The organism is Paenibacillus sp. J22R56 (genome assembly GCF_056269375.1).
Window position 1 is genome coordinate 13,354 of sequence record NZ_JBWDNV010000010.1, and the last position, 19,390, is coordinate 32,743.

General features: G+C 47.0%; 17 protein-coding genes. 3 read left to right on the forward strand and 14 right to left on the reverse strand.

What is annotated here, in order from left to right; genetic code table 11:
- Positions 1–80 precede the first annotated feature (80 nt).
- From AC0YNT_RS22945 to AC0YNT_RS22955, 3 genes are all read right to left on the reverse strand, one after another.
- Positions 81–1,508, reverse strand: a complete 1,428-nt coding sequence (locus AC0YNT_RS22945) for a DEAD/DEAH box helicase (RefSeq protein WP_167282355.1) — start codon at positions 1,506–1,508, stop codon at positions 81–83.
- A 24-nt stretch (positions 1,509–1,532) separates the two neighbouring features.
- Positions 1,533–2,306 carry an SDR family NAD(P)-dependent oxidoreductase gene (locus AC0YNT_RS22950; protein ID WP_475806701.1) on the reverse strand — a complete coding sequence of 258 codons (774 nt, stop codon included), beginning with the start codon at positions 2,304–2,306 and terminating at the stop codon, positions 1,533–1,535.
- A gap of 103 nt (positions 2,307–2,409) precedes the next feature.
- A complete protein-coding gene (locus AC0YNT_RS22955) occupies positions 2,410–2,865 on the reverse strand; it encodes a chemotaxis protein CheX (protein ID WP_475806702.1) in 456 nt (151 codons plus the stop codon).
- Positions 2,866–3,033: 168 nt separating this feature from the next.
- On the opposite strand from AC0YNT_RS22955, the gene AC0YNT_RS22960 reads away from it, so the two are divergent.
- Positions 3,034–4,011 carry a zinc dependent phospholipase C family protein gene (locus tag AC0YNT_RS22960; RefSeq protein ID WP_475806703.1) on the forward strand — a complete coding sequence of 326 codons (978 nt, stop codon included), beginning with the start codon at positions 3,034–3,036 and terminating at the stop codon, positions 4,009–4,011.
- A 44-nt stretch (positions 4,012–4,055) separates the two neighbouring features.
- Here the strand turns inward: AC0YNT_RS22960 and AC0YNT_RS22965 are convergent, their stop codons facing one another.
- Positions 4,056–5,039: an HRDC domain-containing protein gene (locus tag AC0YNT_RS22965; RefSeq protein ID WP_475806704.1), complete on the reverse strand. Its 984-nt coding sequence runs from the start codon at positions 5,037–5,039 to the stop codon at positions 4,056–4,058.
- Between the two features lie 207 nt (positions 5,040–5,246).
- On the opposite strand from AC0YNT_RS22965, the gene AC0YNT_RS22970 reads away from it, so the two are divergent.
- Complete coding sequence (locus AC0YNT_RS22970) at positions 5,247–5,543, forward strand: DUF3055 domain-containing protein (protein ID WP_475806705.1); 297 nt, start codon at positions 5,247–5,249, stop codon at positions 5,541–5,543.
- A gap of 59 nt (positions 5,544–5,602) precedes the next feature.
- Positions 5,603–5,875, forward strand: coding sequence for a hypothetical protein (locus AC0YNT_RS22975; protein ID WP_475806706.1), 273 nt, complete (start codon positions 5,603–5,605; stop codon positions 5,873–5,875).
- A gap of 61 nt (positions 5,876–5,936) precedes the next feature.
- Here AC0YNT_RS22975 and AC0YNT_RS22980 read toward each other — a convergent pair whose 3' ends face one another.
- The 10 genes from AC0YNT_RS22980 to AC0YNT_RS23025 all read right to left on the reverse strand — a co-directional run bounded on the left by AC0YNT_RS22980 (position 5,937) and on the right by AC0YNT_RS23025 (position 19,359).
- Entirely contained in the window at positions 5,937–6,461 is a 525-nt protein-coding gene (locus AC0YNT_RS22980; protein WP_475806707.1) for a phage tail protein, read from the reverse strand.
- A gap of 18 nt (positions 6,462–6,479) precedes the next feature.
- Complete coding sequence (locus tag AC0YNT_RS22985; RefSeq protein WP_475806708.1) at positions 6,480–6,986, reverse strand: phage tail protein; 507 nt, start codon at positions 6,984–6,986, stop codon at positions 6,480–6,482.
- Between the two features lie 27 nt (positions 6,987–7,013).
- Complete coding sequence (locus AC0YNT_RS22990) at positions 7,014–7,532, reverse strand: phage tail protein (protein ID WP_475806709.1); 519 nt, start codon at positions 7,530–7,532, stop codon at positions 7,014–7,016.
- Positions 7,529–7,969 (reverse strand): GNAT family N-acetyltransferase, encoded by a 441-nt coding sequence (locus tag AC0YNT_RS22995; RefSeq protein ID WP_475806710.1) that lies wholly within the window; start codon positions 7,967–7,969, stop codon positions 7,529–7,531. The genes AC0YNT_RS22990 and AC0YNT_RS22995 overlap by 4 nt, the downstream gene beginning before the upstream one ends.
- A 196-nt stretch (positions 7,970–8,165) precedes the next feature.
- Positions 8,166–14,510 (reverse strand): tandem-95 repeat protein, encoded by a 6,345-nt coding sequence (locus AC0YNT_RS23000; protein WP_475806711.1) that lies wholly within the window; start codon positions 14,508–14,510, stop codon positions 8,166–8,168.
- A gap of 218 nt (positions 14,511–14,728) precedes the next feature.
- A complete protein-coding gene (locus AC0YNT_RS23005; RefSeq protein WP_475806712.1) occupies positions 14,729–15,586 on the reverse strand; it encodes a 5'-3' exonuclease in 858 nt (285 codons plus the stop codon).
- Between the two features lie 653 nt (positions 15,587–16,239).
- Positions 16,240–17,433, reverse strand: a complete 1,194-nt coding sequence (locus tag AC0YNT_RS23010) for an aminotransferase class I/II-fold pyridoxal phosphate-dependent enzyme (RefSeq protein ID WP_475806713.1) — start codon at positions 17,431–17,433, stop codon at positions 16,240–16,242.
- 4 nt (positions 17,434–17,437) lie between these two features.
- Positions 17,438–17,800 carry an arsenate reductase family protein gene (locus AC0YNT_RS23015; protein WP_167282331.1) on the reverse strand — a complete coding sequence of 121 codons (363 nt, stop codon included), beginning with the start codon at positions 17,798–17,800 and terminating at the stop codon, positions 17,438–17,440.
- A gap of 39 nt (positions 17,801–17,839) precedes the next feature.
- Positions 17,840–18,790 carry an RluA family pseudouridine synthase gene (locus tag AC0YNT_RS23020; RefSeq protein WP_475806714.1) on the reverse strand — a complete coding sequence of 317 codons (951 nt, stop codon included), beginning with the start codon at positions 18,788–18,790 and terminating at the stop codon, positions 17,840–17,842.
- The gene (locus AC0YNT_RS23025; protein WP_475806715.1) at positions 18,787–19,359 is read right to left on the reverse strand and encodes a cob(I)yrinic acid a,c-diamide adenosyltransferase; all 573 of its coding nucleotides are present in this window, start codon (positions 19,357–19,359) and stop codon (positions 18,787–18,789) included. Before AC0YNT_RS23025 ends, AC0YNT_RS23020 begins: the two co-directional genes overlap by 4 nt.
- Between the last annotated feature and the right edge of the window lie 31 nt (positions 19,360–19,390).

Genomic DNA, 19,390 nt, shown 5'->3' on the forward strand with positions numbered 1-19,390 from the left:
TTTTCCGTTTGTACCTTCGCCTATACGTTTCGTCGAGGGTTAATTGTTTTGGGAGGGTGGCTTATAAAATAATTTTCTAACTATTGGTTCTCTTTACTCTCACGTTTGGCTTTCAGCCATTTTGGAGCGCCCTTGTCTTTCTTGTCCCGAAGCCGTTCCTGCTTGCTTGGAGCTTGCTTTGCACGCGGCGCTGGCGCAGGTGCCGGTGTCTCGGTCTGTTTTGGTTTGGATTTCTTTTGTTCCTTCAAGAGCGACTCCCATTCCCTGCTGTTTTGCGGGGGAGCTGCTGCACGAGTGCTTACAGAAGCCTGCGGCTCAGCTTGTCTCCGTGGAGCTGGTCGTGTTGAGGCATCCGACTTGTCAGGGAGTTCACTAGGCAATACAAATTTCCCTTTATACATCGCCTTTTCCGGCAATTCGATATGCAGCGACTTACGGAATTTATCCATAATGAACCGCTCTTGCGGTGTAATGAGTGAAATCACCGTTCCTGTCCGGCCCATCCGGCCAGTACGCCCTGCACGGTGAACATAATGGTCCGCATCAATCGGTGGATCCAGATTAATTACGAGTGGAAGACCCTCAATATCAAGTCCCCTTGCTGCTACATCGGTTGCAATCAACAACTGACATCTGCCGTCTTTGAACCTTGTCAATGTCGCAGCACGACGCTGTTTATCCGCATCGCCATACAAAGTCTCAACCGTAAAGCCTTCATAGCTGAGCTTCGCTTCCCAGTTCGCAATATTTTCGGTCACGTTCAAGAATAACAGCGCAGATGCAGGCTTTAGCATACGTACGATTCTTCTTGCTACATCCGGTTTGTCCCTCTTATCACATACGACATAGAAGTTATCAATCGTCTCCGATACACGCTGCTCTGGCGCAATTTGAATACGAACAGGGTCCTTCATCCAGCGCTTCTCAAAACGTGACATCACATCGGGATAAGTCGCGGAGAAGAAGGCCATCTGGCGCTCTTGGCTCATCGCATACAGTATGGTCTCTACTTCGCGCGTAGATCCTAGCTCGAACACCTGATCCGCTTCATCAATGACAATATGACGGACCTCACTCAGCTTCAGCTTACGCAGCTTAAGCAGCTCATGGATTCGTCCTGGTGTACCTATTACAAGTTGCGGACGAAGCTTCAGCTTCTCGATCTGACGCTTCATCGCTGCGCCGCCGATTAACTGCTGAACACGCAAATCGAGCGGCTCCGCATAACTTTCGGCTACCCGTACGATTTGCATGGCAAGCTCTTGCGTCGGCGCCAAAATAATCGCTTGAATAGCGTTTGATGATGCGTTCAACTGCTGCAGCATCGGCAGTAAATAAGCAAGTGTCTTACCTGAACCTGTTTGCGATCGTGCGGATACATCCCGCCCTTCCAGCAAAGTAGGTATCGCATCGGCTTGAATGGCCGATGGTACTTTTATACTATTTGCCTCAAGCTTCTCGCTTAACGCATTTGAAATTCCTAGTTCAATCCATGTTTTCTGACTCATATTGTTTCCTCTCTTATCGCACCGCTATTTTCGATTAAACCAACCGCCGAATATACGGTCGGCTATCCGCGGGAACAGCTGATATAGCTTAATACCGACAGCCGCTGTTTTCGGCAAATCTACCTCGGCTTTCCGGCGTTCCATCACTTTAATAATTTGATTAGCCACATAATCCGGCTTCATCATAAACCAGCTGACATTTTTCACATAATTTCCTGACGGATCAGCTACGTCAAAGAACTCGGTCCGAATCGGGCCTGGATTTACCGCCGAGACCGTAACGCCTGTTCCGTTCATCTCCATGCGCAGAGAATTCGTAAAGCCCAGCACTGCATGCTTGGTCGCCGAATAACCCGTCGACTTCGAGGAACCGATCTTCCCAGCCATGGAAGCGATATTAACAATATGTCCGCTTCCCTGCTTCAGCATGTAAGGAAGCACTGCTTTCGTGCAGCGGACTACGCCCATATAGTTCGTATCCATCATCTGCTCGAAGCTCTCTACATCCGCTTCCACGAATGTCTCGAATTTCCCAAATCCCGCGTTGTTCAATAAGACATCAATTCTGCCGTACTTCGCAACTATAGCATCAACCGTTTGCTCCACCTGCTTCATATCCGTTACATCCATTTGATACATGGGGCAGGCTGTACCGATAGCAGCTGCATGCTTGCGAAGACGTTCCAGATTACGACCGGTCAAAATGGGGATGGCTCCAAGCTTGGCAAGCTGCTTGGCCGTGACGGCTCCAATTCCGCTGGAAGCCCCAGAAATAAGGACAATTTTCCCCTTAAGCACTTATCATCACCTGCATTCGCTTCTCTCAATCTCTATCTTTTCAGTGTACTTGATCAGCCCTCGATAAGCAAAAAAAAAGCTCCCTAAGGAGCTGCTTCTTATGCTACGATGCGACTAACACTTGAATATCAAATTCCCCAATGCCGTCCATGATTAGTGGAACAGATAAAGCCTTACCAGACGTTAAGCCTTGTACCGACTGAATAATTCTTGGTGGTGTGATATCGACAGTAACACCCTGATTGTACAGCATGGTGCTTGCGTTTCCGCTAATCATATTGCCAAGCTCAGATATTGCACTGCGGCCGATCTCGTCCAGTTCAGAGATGATGAATCCACCCATCATGGCTGAGACCATCTTCAGAGCCACCTGCTCGCTTAACCCGAATACAATATCACCATTCATTTGTCCGTTAATCCCAATTTGAATCCAAATATGATTTTCTACCATTTCGATATTCTTCAGGCCTAACTTACCTGTGGAAGGCCGAATCTGGATCACCTGTTCAATGACGATCGTTGCGGCTTCAAGAAATGGATTAATGTATTCTGCCTTCATTAGCGGGACCGCTCCTTTTCGACAAAATTCGCGCGTGGTCTATTCTAATTTCCATTATACTGAAATATGTAGGACAAGTATACTAATATTGTTATTATTGAACCTTAAGACCTACGCAATTAGTCACTTTCTCATACTAATTTTGACAAAAATCGGAGGTTTTCTCGCATGCCGAACGTTTGGACCCATCTTATTTTTGGCCAAAAAGTACTTGAAAGCCTTCAAGAAACCGACTTTGTACACTTGGAAAAAAATAATCGTCTGTTTCATATGGGCTGCCAAGGCCCTGATTTTTTGTTTTATCATCGTTTTCTTCCTTGGCAGGGCAAGTCAGCCATGATTCAGCTAGGCACGGAAATGCATAATCGGAGCTGCGGTCCCGTTATTATGAAACTGCTTGATTCCATTCATGGAAGATTGGCTGATACCAAGAAGCCTGATCCTGCAGTTGTGTATTCACTTGGCTTCATTCTGCACCATGTCCTTGACCGGCATATGCATCCTTTCGTATTCAGCAAATCAGGCTTCCGCAAATGGGATCATCAGCGTTACGAGGTCATGATGGATACGTTGATTGCGAGACAGCTATGGGAAGTTGAAACATGGAAGACGCCTGTCTGGAAAAAGATTGATATCGGAGGCCGGCTGCCTGATACGATCATCCAGGCATTCCAGACCATTACAAGCGAGTATTATAGCGAATTAGTGCCGTTTATCCGTGCTCAGGATTGGAATAATGCCATTCGTGATATGACGCGTGCGCAACGTTTGTTCCATGATCCTACAGCCATTAAGCGATCGGTCACCTTTGGTCAAATAGAACCATTTGTTTTCCGAAAATACGTACCTTACGATGTTCTTAATGAAGCGGAGCTGCCTTGGATCGATCCAACGGACAAGACGATCATCCATCAGGAAAGCGCTTGGACCTTATTGGATCGGGCTATGGAAGATGCGCTGACCGTTATTCCAGCTGTCTTGGATTATTTAAGAAGTGGGGGGAGCCCTGACACCACCTCTCTTCGCAACACAGTAGTTGAGCAGATAGGTAATTTGTCATATGAAACCGGTTTGCCTTGCGACTCCGGTGCCACGATCCGATATGCGGAGCCAATCTGGCCTGATGGGATAAAGGAAGCACCCTGATTCAGACATGATCTGTCTGACAGGGCGCTTCGCTTCTAAATCTATTACATCGCCTGCTGCTTCGCCGATTTACGGTAGTGAAGACGAACAAGCCTCAACCTTTCATAAAGCACATCCATCTGTTTGTCTTTCACGCCATCCTCACCATATACACGTTGCAGAACAGGCTTCAAATAACGGTCGCCTGCTTGGCGGAACGTTTCCCAGATTAATTGCTTCTCCGTATCCGGCATATCTGCAAGCTCTCTGGCTATAAGGGGTTCAAAATCATAACCTTCCGTCTCAAGCTGCTCGATCCGGTCCATAATCTCACGACGAGGCAGCTCCAGTTCCGACTGCAGCTGCTCCATCGAACCATCTTCAAAGACAAAGCTCAAGATCCGCTTCTTCTGCTGCTGACGGATCATATCATTCTTGTATCTGGCTTCCTTCTGCTTGTACATCCATTGAGTATAAGCCGTTGGGTCAAGCTTCTCAGCAACCCACTTGAGTGGGAAATCGGTTTCACGGCTGTGCAGCACTGTAATCTCCAGCACTTCTTGTCCGTAAGAAGCATGCTTTTGCTCACCCCAGCCTGGAATTTGCAGCAACTCTTCCGCTGAATACGGAACAAAGCTGCTAATCATCCATAACATCCGATTCGTTGCAATGAGATAGGCTGTCCTTTTCTCTGTTAAAGCCTTTTTGCGCCGCCACTCACGTAGGGCTTCAAATAATTCCGGCTTTGTATGCAGTTCACCGTAACATTGCAGCATCGATAAGAAGCTGCCCGCTCCACCCCGTTTCTCCTCCAGCATGCCGTCTACCACGGGGGTATAGCCTTCGCCCATCTTTACCGCCACACCATGACGGAATCCGATCATCATCTCTTCCCATGAGGTACCTTCAAACCAGCTTACCGTCTCTTCCGAGCCTTCCGACCATAATACGGCCCAAATACCATCCCTCTCACAAATCGACAGCCTTGCACTCACAATGGCACCGTCATTCAAGGGTTTCTCAAATGTGTTCAAAAAAACGATTTGCACCTTGCCTTCACTCCTCTAATTTAAGTTTGGCTATTCACGCGAATGAACAAGAACGCAAAAAAAAGCACCCCTCCTGCAAAATTGCAAGAGAGGTGCTTCCTCACGGTCAGTTAATTCGATTAATTTCATGCTATCATAACCATCTCTTTCTTACAAGCGTTTTCTTCATGTATAATGTGTGGAAACGAGATGTGGAGGCTTTACAACATGCTGCTGCCTGATTATGATTTTATGTCCGATACAACGGAAGATACAGCTACTAGATTCGTCACCTTTATTACGCCAAGCTTGAAGCGGTTTGACCTGGCTATTATGTCTACTGCTAGATTTTATGGCAAGAAGCTTGTCACCGACCTGCAGGCGGGACGTACGGCCATTATTGGACCGGATGACTTGGAGCAAGAAGGATATCTGGAATATACCTTTAAGCTGTCAGAGGAAGAGGCAGCCGAGCTCGCCCAGTTTTTATATTTTGTGGTCGGAACGGTGAATTTTACCGATTAATCAGGGGTACACTGAAGTGCGTAAGCTCAAACTTATGCCATTTCAGGAGGAGATTTCGGATGAATCAGTTTAGCAACGACGATCACAACGAGTATTCAGATTTATCAACAGTGGAATCACAGCGAAATGATCTCTCGCATGAGGAGTTTCCAGACGGTTCTTACGGCTCCAGTATTACTGGACCAACCGGCAAAAGCAGACCTTGGCGTATCGATCAACGTTCGTCGAAGCCTTACGGCTATGAGAACAGCTCCCTTCACGAAGACCTCGGCCGTGACTATCCAGGCGATGATGATTATGATGCACTCCCAGATGCGATGGATGAACCATAAAGTTAATTGCTTTACAACAAAGCCCCAGCCAATTCATTGGCCGGGGCTTTGTTCATTAATACTAAGATCTTGGAGGATAGATTCCTTCTAATGCAATGATAAAATTAAGTGCAGTATAAGGCTGCATATTGTTATGTGGCTGAGAGCCGCCGGCAACTCCAACTGCCATTGGATTCATAGGTGAATCAAGTTTTTCTGAATAATTTTGAGCACCGCCGCGGCCAGGCGCACCGGCAGTCGCCCAAATATCACCTGCTGCGTCCGTTTTATTAGATACCGATTCCGCATTCGCAAGGTGATTATGGGCAGGCATCTCCGTAGTTTGCAGAGTTACACCTGATTCTCCGCCTATCTCTCCAACCGTTCTAGAAGTAAGTCCCGCTCCGCTTCCCCAATGCATCGGTGCACGGCCCTGAAGATTAGGCAATGCGAAGGTTGTTTGACCGTTACCGCCGTAGTTAACCCCAAGTAATGAAAACAAAGCTGTGTTTTGTTGAATGGCCATTATTTGTCCATTACAAAGCGCCCAGCCTCTTGGTGCATAGTTCCCTGCAAACAATCGAATTTCCCCAACAAATGGTTCCATAGTATTCAGCCCTTTCTTCTAGTCTCTAGACGGGTATAGCCCATTTAATGCAATGCAGAAATTGATGACCGTATACGGCTGCATATTGGTATGCGGCTGGCTGCCACCTGAAGCAGCAATGGCATTAGGAGACATTGTTGAGTTACCAGCTGACCCATAAGGCTGTACGCTTGATGGTGACCCCCATGTCTTACTTGCAGGAGTCGATAGTGTTGCGTCCGATCCCCCAGTTGCTTGGTGAGTATGCTGAGGGATCTCATTAACTGTCAGGGTATGCGCTTCTTCCCCACTCGATTGTCCTAACTGGATGGTTCCAGTTGTGTAATTCGGATGTACAGGAGCACGTCCCTGCAAATTCGGAAGAGCAAAATTGTTGATCCCATTACCGCCATAGGTTGTACCCAAAATAGAAAATAAAACTTGATTCGACTGAATCGGAAGCAGTTGTCCGTTACATTGCGCCCAGCCTCTTGGAGCAAAGTTGAACGGAAACTGTCTGATCTCGCCAACAAATGGTTCTGCCATAATAACTCCTCCTTATCTTAATAAGTTCTATCCTTGTGAAGGAAAAATGCCATTAAGTGCAATAATAAAAGATACAGCGGTAAAAGGCATCACATTATCATGCGGCTGGTTTCCGCCAGTAACGCCGATAGCTGCAGGATTTAATTGAACATTTGGTGCTGTATCTGCGTATTGATTTACTGTGCTGACTGCCCAGAACGCATTCTCGGGACTCTTGGTAGTACCTGCAAGATTTGAACTATTTGCGATGTGGGTGTGTGCAGGCAATTGAGTATTAACTAATGTAACGGATTCTACTCCTGATTTTTGTCCAACCACAAATGTATTTCCAGATGCGGAGCTTCTCCCCGCATGTACAGGTATTCTACCTTGAAGGTCTGGCAGTGCAAATGTCGATTGGCCGTCACCTCCGTAAGTTGTGCCGAGCAAAGTATACAAAGCCTCGTATTGACTGATAGGCAATAATTGCCCATTGCAGAACGCCCAGTCATATGGCGCATAAGTACCGCCGAACATACGAATTTCTCCAAGATACTGATCACTCATATTATCTTCTCCTCTCTATTGTTTGGCAGCCAGATCATCGAAAGATAAGGGAAAGTTTCCCCCATGACCTTAAAGCCAAGTCTTTCATACAGTCTTTTCGCCGGATTATGCCAAAGAACGCTGAGCTCAACTGGAATGCCTGATGCAGCTGCTTCTTGTTGCAAACTCTCTATAGCCGCCATCCCTAATCCCCTATTGCGATAAGCCGTCAGAAGTGAGATATCAATCAGACGAATAGAAGGTTTCGCAGATACAATCATCCGGCCAATTTTCTTCCCCTCATGCTTAATCACATGCGTTACAGCCCCCGGGAACTGCATAGCATAAGACTTTGTTTGAATCTCAAACTGCATACGCAAAAAGGCTTCTCTTTGGCTTACAGGCCATTCCCAAGCATCCATCTCATCACGCCTTGTATCGGCGTAAACCTCAAACAAAAAGCTGTCGTCCTCAGGCAAAGCAAAATCTAATTCCAGCGTCGCACCCCCAAATAAAATAGTAAAAATTAGAAAAATTGCAGTGCAATTCTACTATAGAATTAAGAGACTGATATTGTCAATTAATGTATGATAAGATCGAAAAAGAAAAGCCGTCCCTCTCCATTGGAGAATGACGGCCGCAAAAAAGGTAAATCTAAATCAAATCGGACTTTTGCAGCAGACGCTCTATAATAGCAGCAACCTCTGCCCTTGTAATATTCGCTTTTGGCGCCAGCAGTGTACTGCTTCGACCTGAAACAACCCCAGACTGGATGCAATCGACAATACCATCTTGTGCCCATTTCGATGCTTCGCTAGCATCCTTAAAAGGCTTAAGAATATCTTCTTTTGATAGAGTTGAAAGTGCATCCTTCAGCCCGGTAATAACCATTGCTTTGGAAATAATCACCATGGCTTCTTCCCGTGTAATCTTATCATTAGGACGGAATGTCCCATCAGAATAACCGTTAATCAGATGATAAGAGTAAGCGGTCAGAATCGCGCTGTTATACCAATCCGAAGAATTAATATCAGAAAATACAGTACTGCCATCCTCGAGCCTCAGCCCTAATCCACGAACGATAATTGCAGCGAACTCAGCACGTGTTATCGCCCGGTCCGGCTCAAAAATCCCTTCTCCAGTTCCTTGAATGACCATACGTGATCCCATATTGTTCACTGCAGCTTTCGCCCAATGTTTCTGAACATCATTAAATTCTGCTGGGTAATAGACAACCGCATACATGCTGTTCGTCACGCTGCTGATTACAGCATAGTATTTACCGTCAATCTGTTCGAATTTAGTTGGGACATGCCGAACCTTCCCATCAGGATCGATGACGATTCCGGTTGTGAATTTCTTCTTATCAATACCATCCGGAAGCAAGATTGAACGTTTAACATACGTACTGAACTTTGTTATATCGATCGTTTTACCACCTATAGTTATCGATACCGAGAATTCCAACGGCGAAGTCATAAGAGTAAACTTGCCTTTCTTTGCAGCCTTCTCGGCTACCTTCACCATGTCTGCATTTGACTTCGCGATTTTGATCTGGACAACGATATCCTCCAGCTTGCCTCCATACTGCTTGAGCAAAGCATCTAGATTAATAAGCTTGGAAGGAAGGGTATACGTTGCCTGCTCCGTTTGAACTTTAAGAATGGCTTGCTTGTCGACCATCAGCTTAATCATTAAACCGTTTAATTCGCCAATCAGAATATCCGAATCGGACTTGACGAAGATGGTCACAACTGCGCCTTTGCCTTCTGCAGCAAGCTTTTCCTCTAGCAGCTTCTGATCTACAGTAATTTTAGTCACGGTTTGACCATTTACTGTTGTCGTTGTTGCTGTCCCGATCTTCTCCAATTTGCCGTTGATAAGCACCTCTACATACACGACATTCGTCTGCCCGCCGCTATTATGACTAACAGGCTTCACTGTGATGTTAACTGTTGCTTCGGCGGAGACAGCTGTTCCGTCATTCACGGTAAAGGTAAAGCTGTCTGCACCGCTGTAATTCGAGGATGGTTTGTAAGTATATGCACCTGTTGCTGCATCGATCGTAAGTGTACCATGTGCAGGATCCGTGGCCTTCGCATAGGTCAGCGTTGTACCTTCATCAATGTCCACACCACTTAATGTCCCGTTCAGTGTCTTGCCCTCGTTCGTCGTTACGCTGACTGGTGTTGCTGTCGGCGCATCGTTAACTGCTGTTACCGTTATTGTTACTGTTGCTGCTGCCGATGCTACCGATCCATCATTCACCGTAAAGGTGAAGCTGTCCGAACCATTATAGTTTTCACTCGGCGTATACGTATAGGCTCCTGTCGCTGCGTCGATGGTTAAGGTACCATGTGCAGGATCTGTTGCTTTTGCATAACTCAGCGTTGTACCTGTGTCGATATCCGAACCGCTAAGTGTTCCGTTCAGTTCCGTATCTTCATTGGTCGTCCCACTGCCTGCCGTTGCGGTTGGCGCGTCATTAACCGCTGTTACTGTAATACTGACTGTTGCTGCTGCTGATGTTGATGTGCCATCATTCACCGTAAAAGTGAAGCTGTCTGATCCGTTATAGTCAGCGGCAGGCGTGTACGTGTATTCTCCTGTTGTTGCGTTAATGGTTAATGTACCGTGTTCGGGGTCTATTGCTTTTGCAAAGGTCAATGTTGTTCCTGCGTCTGGGTCTGTTCCGCTAAGTGTACCGTTCAGTTCCGTATCTTCATCGGTCGTACCGCTGCCAACCGTTGCCGTTGGAGCATCATTCACTGCTGTTACCGTTATTGTGATTGTCGCTGCTGCCGATGTTAACGATCCATCATTCACCGTAAAGGTGAAGCTGTCCGGACCATTATAATTTTCACTTGGCGTATACGTGTAGGCTCCTGTTGTCGCATTAATTGATACAATGCCGTGGGCTGGATCTGTTGCTTTCGCATAGGTGAGTGTTGTGCCCGTGTCGATATCTGTACCGCTGAGTGTTCCGTTCAGTTCTGTATCTTCATTGGTCGTCCCGCTGCCTGCCGTTGCGGTTGGCGCGTCATTAACTGCTGTTACTGTAATACTAATTGTTGTCGCTGCTGAAGTTGATGTGCCGTCATTCACCGTAAAAGTGAAGCTGTCTATGCCGTTATAGTTAGCGGCTGGCGTATAGGTGTATGCTCCTGTTGTTGTGTTAATGGATAATGTACCGTGTGCGGGGTCTGTTGCTTTTGCAAAGGTCAATGTTGTTCCTGCGTCTGGGTCTGTTCCGCTAAGTGTACCGTTCAGTTCCGTATCTTCATCGGTCGTACCGCTGCCAACCGTTGCCGTTGGAGCATCATTCACTGCTGTTACCGTTATTGTGATTGTCGCTGCTGCCGATGTTAACGATCCGTCATTCACCGTAAAGGTGAAGCTGTCCGAACCATTATAGTTTTCACTCGGCGTATACGTGTAGGCTCCTGTTGTCGCATTAATCGATACAATGCCGTGGGCTGGATCTGTTGCTTTCGCATAGGTGAGTGTTGTGCCCGTGTCGATATCTGTACCGCTGAGATTGCCTTTCAGCTCGGTATCTTCATTGGTTGTACCGCTGCCTGCCGTTGCGGTTGGTGCGTCATTCACTGCTGAAACTGTAATACTAACTGTTGCTGCTGCTGAGAATGATGTGCCATCATTCACCTTAAAAGTGAAGCTATCTGATCCGTTATAGTCAGCGGCAGGCGTGTACGTGTAGGCTCCTGTTGTTGCGTTAATCGTTAACGTACCGTGTGCGGGCTCTATTGCTTTTGCAAAGGTCAATATTGTTCCTGCGTCTGGGTCTGTTCCGCTAAGTGTGTCGTTCAGCTCTGCATCCTCATTAATCGTAACGCTGTCTGCTGTTGCCGTTGGCGCATCATTAACTGCTGTCACCGTGATGGTGATCGTGGCTGCTGCCGATGTTGCAACACCGTCGCTTACTGTAAAAGTAAAGCTGTCTGAACCATTGTAGTTAGTATTTGGTGAATATGTGTAAGCCCCTGTTGTCGCATTAATGGAAATCGTGCCATGCGCGGGATCACTTGCTTTCGCATAGGTCAGGGTGCCCGAATCCAGATCCGTTCCGCTTAAGGTGCCGCTCAGGTCAGTATCTTCACTCGTTGTAACGCTTCCAGCAGTTGCTGTTGGAGCGTCATTCACTGCCGTTACAGTTAAGCTGATTGTCGCCGCAGCCGATGTTGAGCTGCCATCATTTACCGTAAAGGTAAAGCTGTCTGATCCGTTGTAGTTAGCAACTGGGGTGTACATGTAGGCTCCTGTTGTTGTGTTAATGGATAAGGTACCGTGTGCGGGGTCTGTCACTTTAGCAAAAGTCAATGTTGTACCTGCATCAGGGTCTGTTCCACTTAGTATACTGTTCAGCGCTGCATCCTCTTCCGTTGTAACGCTGTCCGCCGTTGCCGTTGGAGCATCATTCACTGCTGTTACCGTAACGGTGATTTTTGCTGCTGCCGATGTATTTGTTCCATCACTCACCTTAAAAGTAAAGCTGTCCGGACCATTAAAATTAACGGCTGGCGTATAGGTGTATGCTCCTGTTGTCGCATTAATCGACAACGTGCCATGTACAGGGTCCGTTGCTTTAGCAAATGTCAGTGTACCGGCTTCAATATCTATGCCTGCTAATGTACCGTTCAGCGCGACATCTTCATCTGTTGTACCACTGCCTGCCGTTGCCATTGGTACATCATTAACCGCTGTTACTGTAATGCTGACGGTTGCTGCTGCAGATGTTAAGGCGCCATCGTTTACCGTAAAAGTAAAGCTGTCCAGGCCGTTATAGTTAGCGGCTGGGGTGTACGTGAATGCTCCTGTTGTCGGGTTAATTGTTAGGGTTCCATGTGTTGGATTCGATCCTTTTGCATAGGTCAAAATTGTTCCCTCGTCAGGGTCTGTTCCGCTTAGTGTACCGTTCAAGGTTACATCCTCATCTGTTGTAACGCTGTCCGCCGTTGCCGTTGGAACATCGCTCACAGCTGTCACCGTAATGCTGATCGCCGCCGCCGCCGATGCAGCAGTCCCATCACTCACCGTAAAGGTAAAGCTGTCTGGACCATAATAATTAGCAGCTGGTGTATAAATATAAGCGCCTGTTGTCGCATTAATCGACACCGTACCATGTACAGGGTCCGTCGCTTTAGCAAATGTCAGTGTGCCTGATTCAATATCTGTGCCTGTTAATGTACCGTTCAGCGCTACATCTTCATCTGTCGTTCCGTTGCCTGCCGTTGCGGTTGGCATATCATTAACCGCTGTTATCGTAATGCTGATCGTTGCTGCAGCTGAAGTTAAAGTTCCGTCGCTTACCGTAAAAGTGAAGCTGTCTGTGCCGTAATAATTAGCGGCTGGCGTATAGGTGTATGCTCCTGTTGTTGCATTAATCGTAACGGTACCATGCACGGGGTCTGTTGCTTTCGTAAAGCTCAATATTGTTCCCGTGTCAGGGTCTGTTCCGCTTAGTGTACCACTTAGCACTACATCTTCATTAGTTGTATCGCTGCCACTAGTTGCAGTTGGTGTATCATTGACTGCTGTAATAGTAAGGCTAACCGTCGCTGCTGATGAGGTTAATGAACCATCACTCACCGTGAAGGTGAAGCTGTCCGAACCGTTATAGTTGGCATCAGGTGTGTAGGTATAGGAACCTGTTGCTGGGTTAACCGAAACGGTGCCATGTGCCGGGTTTGCTGCTTTTGTATAGGTCAGTGATGTGCCCTCAGGATCTGTTCCGCTAAGTGAGCCTATGTACGAGGTATCCTCATTAAAGGTGGCGCTTCCCGCTATCGCAGTTGGAGCAGTATTTAGTATGGTGTACGTAAACGTGGACACCGTACTATCCAAATAACCGGCTTTTGCGGCTATCGCCTTCACCGTTACAGTTGCGCCAGGTGTACCTGTTATCGTTACACTGGAGCCGCTGGTACTGCTAGTTGTTGGTGTCGAGCCATTGTTCGTATAGTAAATGGTTGCTCCTGAAGTTGCCGAACTGAGCGTTACAGTGCTGTTATTCGCTACAACAGTGCCGCTTATTGGCGTTGCAGCAGGTGCTGCAGCCGGGTCCATTTGGGTGGTAAAAGTACCATTGCCTACACTGCTCAAGTTATTATTTCGACTATCCTTTGCTACAAAATAATAATAATATTGCGTTCCTGCTGTCAGACTAGTTAAGTTAAAACTTTTTGCCGCATTAGCGGATACCACTGAATTACTTGAGCTGACCGCTGCAGTACCGGTGTTATTTTGGCCCGCCATGATTTGCGTTGTGGTTGGCGCTGTCGCGCTTTGTGTTACGACATAATATAAGGTCGAGTTCTTATTGCTTGTTGAACTAATCGTTGCGGTTGTTTTTGTAATTGCGCTGCTTCCGACATTCGAAAGAGAAGGTGTGATAGGGTAAGGATCTTCACCAACGGTGAAGCCTGCTAAAGAGGTTACGAGGCCGACTTCTTCCATAGGTGAAGTAATGGATATATGTATGGCACTCACTTCCTGAGGGGTAAAGGTAAAAGTCTGAAAGTACAACTCCCCATTGTTGAGAGAATTATGACTGCTGTCGACTGTTGCATTTGATACGACAGGAGTTGGTGAATTATCAAACGATATACTGAAGGTCCCCGTATATCCCGAGAAAACACTTACAGTAATTGTCTCAATCCAAAAGGCATTTCCTGCAGTAGATGGAGTAATATTTATTGTCCCTGTGTTCCCAGTGCCCGTTCTCATGGAAGGTGGTGTTATAACTCCATTATAGATTCCGTATTGATCTGCAGAAACCGTAGTGATTCCATTAGAGGATCCAGTAAAAGTAAACTTCCCATCTGAAATACTAGTTCCAGATGTATTCAAAGCACCGAATTGACTTGAGCCATAAGACACACTTGCCTCCGCAATATTCGTTGTTGTCATTAATCCCGCCACACTAAAAACACAAAAGAACATAATAGTGCTGAGCAGCACATTTTGCCTAATCCATCTCATTGACGACATTCCTCTCTACTCATGTATGTACCTGGGTTAACATCATTTAACTCTATCAATCTAATCTATCTTCCTTAATTACCCTCCTTTTTTCTATTTTTTAGTAGATTATAGCATAAAAATATACGTTTTGACTCACTTTTTCCAGTTCTTTCGCACTAAAAAAGAGCAAACCAGTATCTTTGTTGAAAGACACAGGTTTGCTCTTTTAATTAAGGTTAACCAATCAATTTTAACAATGAGGCCAAACGATATTTTTCAAATACAACTTCCGCTTCAGCTGGAACGCTCCATACGCATTCCTCTAGGCTGCATGCAACGGGCACTTCAATATTGATTCGTGCAAGTGTGCGAGATAGATGCAGCATATCCAAATCTGCTTCAATCTTCGCTTTAATACTTTTGGATAAAGAGTCCAGATTACTTAGAATGCCGTCAATCGATTCAAATTCCTGAAGCAGCTTCAGCGCTGTTTTTTCACCTATGCCTTTGACGCCTGGATAATTATCGCTTGTATCGCCTGTCAGGCCTTTCATCTCGATCACTTGGAAAGGATGGATACCTTTCTCTTCTTTAAGGAAACCTAGATCGTAGACTGCATAATTACCTCTGCCTTTTTTCATAATGACCACATGAATACGTTCCTCTACAAGCTGCAGCATATCATGGTCACCGGTCAAAATGTAGACATGCGCCATTTGGCTAAGCTGCTTCGAAACGGTACCGATACAGTCGTCTGCCTCATAGCCTTCAATTCCGATGTTCGGAATGTTGAGTGCGGCAACGATATCTTTGACGAGCGAAAATTGTGGGATCAAATCTTCCGGAGCTTCCGGACGATTTGCTTTGTAGTTTGTATACATCTCGGTACGGAACGTCTTGCTTCCCATATCCCAGCAACAAGCTACATGGGTAGGCTGGAACTGGTTCACGGCGTCAAATAAGTATTGTAAAAAGCCATAAATCGCGTTCGTTGGCGTACCATCAGCCAACCGTCTAGCGCTGTATTGCTGCGCGAAATAAGCTCTGAACAACAAAGCCATCCCGTCGACAATCAGTATTTTATTTTCATTCATATTAAGAAGACATCCTCTACACATAATATAACTTTATTGTACAGTAGTTTTGGTGTTCATTGTAATGCAAAAGCTGGCATTATCGCTTAGTGGCTGCGGTCGCTCGCTGTGGTCACTGCGCAAGTGAATGTTCTGGCATTTACGAGATAGGTCACTACATAAGTGAATATTCTTTCGATCACTGTTGTGTCCGGATTCCTTGAACAATTGGACCATGGTCCCAATCCGGACACAAAGGCGAGCGCTCCGCTTCTCAAGAACATTCACTTAAGCCAGAACACTCACTCGCTCCGTTCCTCGCTCTCACGCCACTAATGCCATGCCGCTGCCTTGCATTAAGATGAACGCAAACCCTGTCCTGGCATGGGGCTTTATACCATCACTCAATTCCCGAGTGATGACAAACTATTAAAGATCCATCACTAATATTCCGAGTGATGACATATGAAAAAATTCCATTACTCGGGAATTAAGTAATGAACCACTATTCCATTAAGAATTGCTGGACGAAGCGAAGCAAGCCAATACTCTGTAGAAGCGTAGAGTTCGCTTTTGTCCTCGAATTTCATCCGCTAAAGCGGATTATAATGAAGAAATTCGGGGACAATGGCGATCGGAAGAGTATTGGCTTGCGCAGTGCGGCATCGCAATCCCTAGTTTTTCAAAAACTCACCTATGCGCCTAGCAGCCACAAGCAACCTTGCTTCGTCTTCGACCAAAGCAATTCGCACAAAACCTTCGCCTTCGCTCCCAAACGCCTCGCCTGGAATAACGACTACGCCTGTTTGCCCCAGAAGCTCTTGAGCAAAAGCACGTGAAGTCCACGCCTCTCCGCTGCTGCGTTTCGGCAGCTTCGCCCAAATGAACATTGTCGCTTTTGGCTTCTCGACAATCCAGCCGGCTGCGGCTAATGCCTCGATAAAAGAATCCCGCCGCTTCTCATATAATACGCCGGCTTTAGGCGGCGCAGAAGCAGACATGGCTTCCTGCAAAGCGATGACGCCCGCTTCCTGCACAGCGCCAAATACGCCATAATCGATATTTTCTTTCAACTCACGCAGCGCTCCAACTGCTTCTCGGTTGCCTGCGAGAAAGCCGATCCGACAGCCAGCCATATTGAAGCTTTTGGACAAGGAGTGGAATTCCACTGCCCCTTCAAGAGCACCTGGTACGGCAAGGATACTTGGCGGCTCATGTCCGTCGAAGGCCATCTCCGAATACGCGGCATCATGCACGACCAGTACGCCGTATTCTTTGGCCTTCGCCAGCAAACGTTCGAAGAACGCCAAATCAACAACTGCCGATACCGGATTACCCGGATAGTTCAGTAAAATAAATTTTGCACGCTGCCACACATCATCCGGTACTGAATCCAGATCCGGAAGGAACTGATTTTCTTCCTTAAGCGGCAGCAAATACGGCTCTACACCAGCTAATGCTAATGCAGCCGTATAGATGGGATAACCAGGGTTAGGGACAATTACAACATCTCCCGGATTACATAGTGACATCGCTAGATGAGATAATCCATCCTGCGATCCCATCAAGGAAACAAGCTCGTGATCAGGATCAAGCTTTACTCCAAAACGATAATCCATCCATGCAGCCGCCTGACCCCGGAAAGCTGCACTGCCATGCGTTCCAGGATAGGAGTACGCATCTGTACGGAGTGCCGCTTCGCTAAGCGCTTTTCTTACCGCCTCCGTAGGCGGCTTATCCGGGCTGCCGATGCCAAGATTAATAATGTCCCTGCCATTGCCGGCCGCTTGCTTTCTCCACTCTGCGACCTCGGCAAAGATAGACGAACCAAGCTGTGACAAACGATCAGAACGCCACGATTTTTTCATGCGCTCACCCATTCCATACTTGCTCGTATTGTTCTTCCTTATAGCCAACCGTCACTTTTTTGCCATCTGTCACGATTGGCCGCTTTATAAGCATACCGCTTGAAGCTAGCAGCTCCAGCTGCTCTTCTTCACTCATCGCGCCAAGCTTGTCCTTCAGCCCAAGTGATTTGTACACATCACCCGATGTGTTGAAGAACTTTTTCAGCTCAAGTCCGCTGTTCTTCACCAGCACTTTTAATTCAGCAGCCGTTGGCGTTTCCTCTACGATATGTTTCAGTTCAAGCTCATTACCTTTCGCCTGCAGCGATTTAACTGCTGTACGGCATGTACCACATTTCGGATATTGATAAATTGTCAGCTTGCTCATCTGTATTAATTCTACCTCCTATATGCTGCTTAAAGCTTTTCAAGCTTCATTAAGAACCTGTTCTAACGCAACAAACTCCGGCGGCAAATCTGCCGTCCACTCCATCCATTGCTTCGTCATCGGATGAGTCAGTCCCAGTGTCTCCGCATGGAGTGCCTGCCGGCCAGCCGTGTTCTCCCAGAGCTGATTCCCACTAGTCTTTGGTCCGTACATTTGATCGCCAATAAGCGGACACCCGATATGCTTCATATGAACTCGGATCTGATGTGTCCGTCCTGTCTCAAGCTTAAGGCGTACCTTCGCCGCCGCATCTTCGCCAAACACCAACGCCGTCTTATAATGCGTTACAGAAGGATATCCTTCCGGCGTTACAATACGGACATGCGGTTCATCCGGATCCCTGTCAATTGGAGCATCAACCGTACCAACTGCCGGATCTGGACTTCCGTACACATACGCGCAGTATAGTTTCATAATTGTTCCCGCTTGAAGCTGTTCTGACAGTTGCTGATGGATGTATGGATTTTTCGCAATCGCTACAAGACCTGATGTATCTTCATCAAGCCGGTGCACCGGCCGAAACCTTACCTTCTCGCCGCGAGCCTGCCAATGCTGTACGATCCCATTTGCAAGTGTGCCGGTGTAATGCCCGTGTGTGGGATGAACCACAATACCCGCCGGCTTATTAACGATTAATAAATATTCATCCTCGAACACAATACGCAGCGGCATCTCCTGCGGCATAATATCATCCGAGGTTTCCTCTTCCATTCGAATCGCAACAAGGTCTCCTGCTGCGACCTTCGCTGTTGTATAGGCCCGCACTCCATTTATGGTAATGCCAAACTCAGTGAGCTTAAGCTTCGAGAGAAGCGTACGTGACACGCCAAGCTTACGCTCAAGCACTGTACGTACATCCTTCCCTGCCATCGCCTCTCCGACCTCTACGACCAGCGGTTTATAGTAGCCTGCAATATCTTCTATCATCATTTCGACGACTTGCGGAACACATTCGCACTCCGTACATATTCCGTATCTGGTACGCCAAGCTTCGCATTAGCAGCTCTAGCCGCAGCGAAGAAGAAATCCGATAACCGGTTCAAATATTTCTGTACTTCCGGATTAGCAGGATGCTCGGATGCAAGCGTCACAACACGACGTTCGGCACGGCGGCATACGGTCCGGCATACATGCAGCAAGGCCGACACAGGGCTTCCTCCCGGCAAAATAAATTTCGTAATTTCCGGAGCTTCCTCTGTATATTGATCAATCGTCGCTTCCAGTCTTGCCGCAGGTTCATCCGTCATTTTGAGCGGTGCTCCCGGGCTCGCATACGCCAAATCCGACCCGCAGTCGAACAGCTCCTGCATAATATCAACGAGCAGCTCAGCCATGTCTTTTAGTTCAGCGTGCTTTGCTGCTTCCGCTGCTGCCTGCCCAACGAATGCATTCAGCTCATCGATTGTACCGTAAGCTTCTACCCGGATATCATCCTTGCTTACGCGCCCGCCAATAAGGGAGGTCTGTCCTTTATCTCCTGTACGTGTATATATTTTCATAGCTGATCAGCCCTTTCATCTAGGGGGAATT

What these genes read in the sequence shown, in the direction of transcription:
- AC0YNT_RS22945 (WP_167282355.1), bottom strand. Translation starts at nt 1,508, where the DNA reads ATGAGTCAGAAAACATGGATTGAACTAGGAATTTCAAATGCGTTAAGC.
- AC0YNT_RS22955 (WP_475806702.1), bottom strand. Translation starts at nt 2,865, where the DNA reads ATGAAGGCAGAATACATTAATCCATTTCTTGAAGCCGCAACGATCGTC.
- AC0YNT_RS22960 (WP_475806703.1), top strand. Translation starts at nt 3,034, where the DNA reads ATGCCGAACGTTTGGACCCATCTTATTTTTGGCCAAAAAGTACTTGAA.
- AC0YNT_RS22970 (WP_475806705.1), top strand. Translation starts at nt 5,247, where the DNA reads ATGCTGCTGCCTGATTATGATTTTATGTCCGATACAACGGAAGATACA.
- AC0YNT_RS22975 (WP_475806706.1), top strand. Translation starts at nt 5,603, where the DNA reads ATGAATCAGTTTAGCAACGACGATCACAACGAGTATTCAGATTTATCA.
- AC0YNT_RS22980 (WP_475806707.1), bottom strand. Translation starts at nt 6,461, where the DNA reads ATGGAACCATTTGTTGGGGAAATTCGATTGTTTGCAGGGAACTATGCA.
- AC0YNT_RS22985 (WP_475806708.1), bottom strand. Translation starts at nt 6,986, where the DNA reads ATGGCAGAACCATTTGTTGGCGAGATCAGACAGTTTCCGTTCAACTTT.
- AC0YNT_RS22990 (WP_475806709.1), bottom strand. Translation starts at nt 7,532, where the DNA reads ATGAGTGATCAGTATCTTGGAGAAATTCGTATGTTCGGCGGTACTTAT.
- AC0YNT_RS23000 (WP_475806711.1), bottom strand. Translation starts at nt 14,510, where the DNA reads ATGAGATGGATTAGGCAAAATGTGCTGCTCAGCACTATTATGTTCTTT.
- AC0YNT_RS23005 (WP_475806712.1), bottom strand. Translation starts at nt 15,586, where the DNA reads ATGAATGAAAATAAAATACTGATTGTCGACGGGATGGCTTTGTTGTTC.
- AC0YNT_RS23010 (WP_475806713.1), bottom strand. Translation starts at nt 17,433, where the DNA reads ATGAAAAAATCGTGGCGTTCTGATCGTTTGTCACAGCTTGGTTCGTCT.
- AC0YNT_RS23015 (WP_167282331.1), bottom strand. Translation starts at nt 17,800, where the DNA reads ATGAGCAAGCTGACAATTTATCAATATCCGAAATGTGGTACATGCCGT.
- AC0YNT_RS23020 (WP_475806714.1), bottom strand. Translation starts at nt 18,790, where the DNA reads ATGATGATAGAAGATATTGCAGGCTACTATAAACCGCTGGTCGTAGAG.
- AC0YNT_RS23025 (WP_475806715.1), bottom strand. Translation starts at nt 19,359, where the DNA reads ATGAAAATATATACACGTACAGGAGATAAAGGACAGACCTCCCTTATT.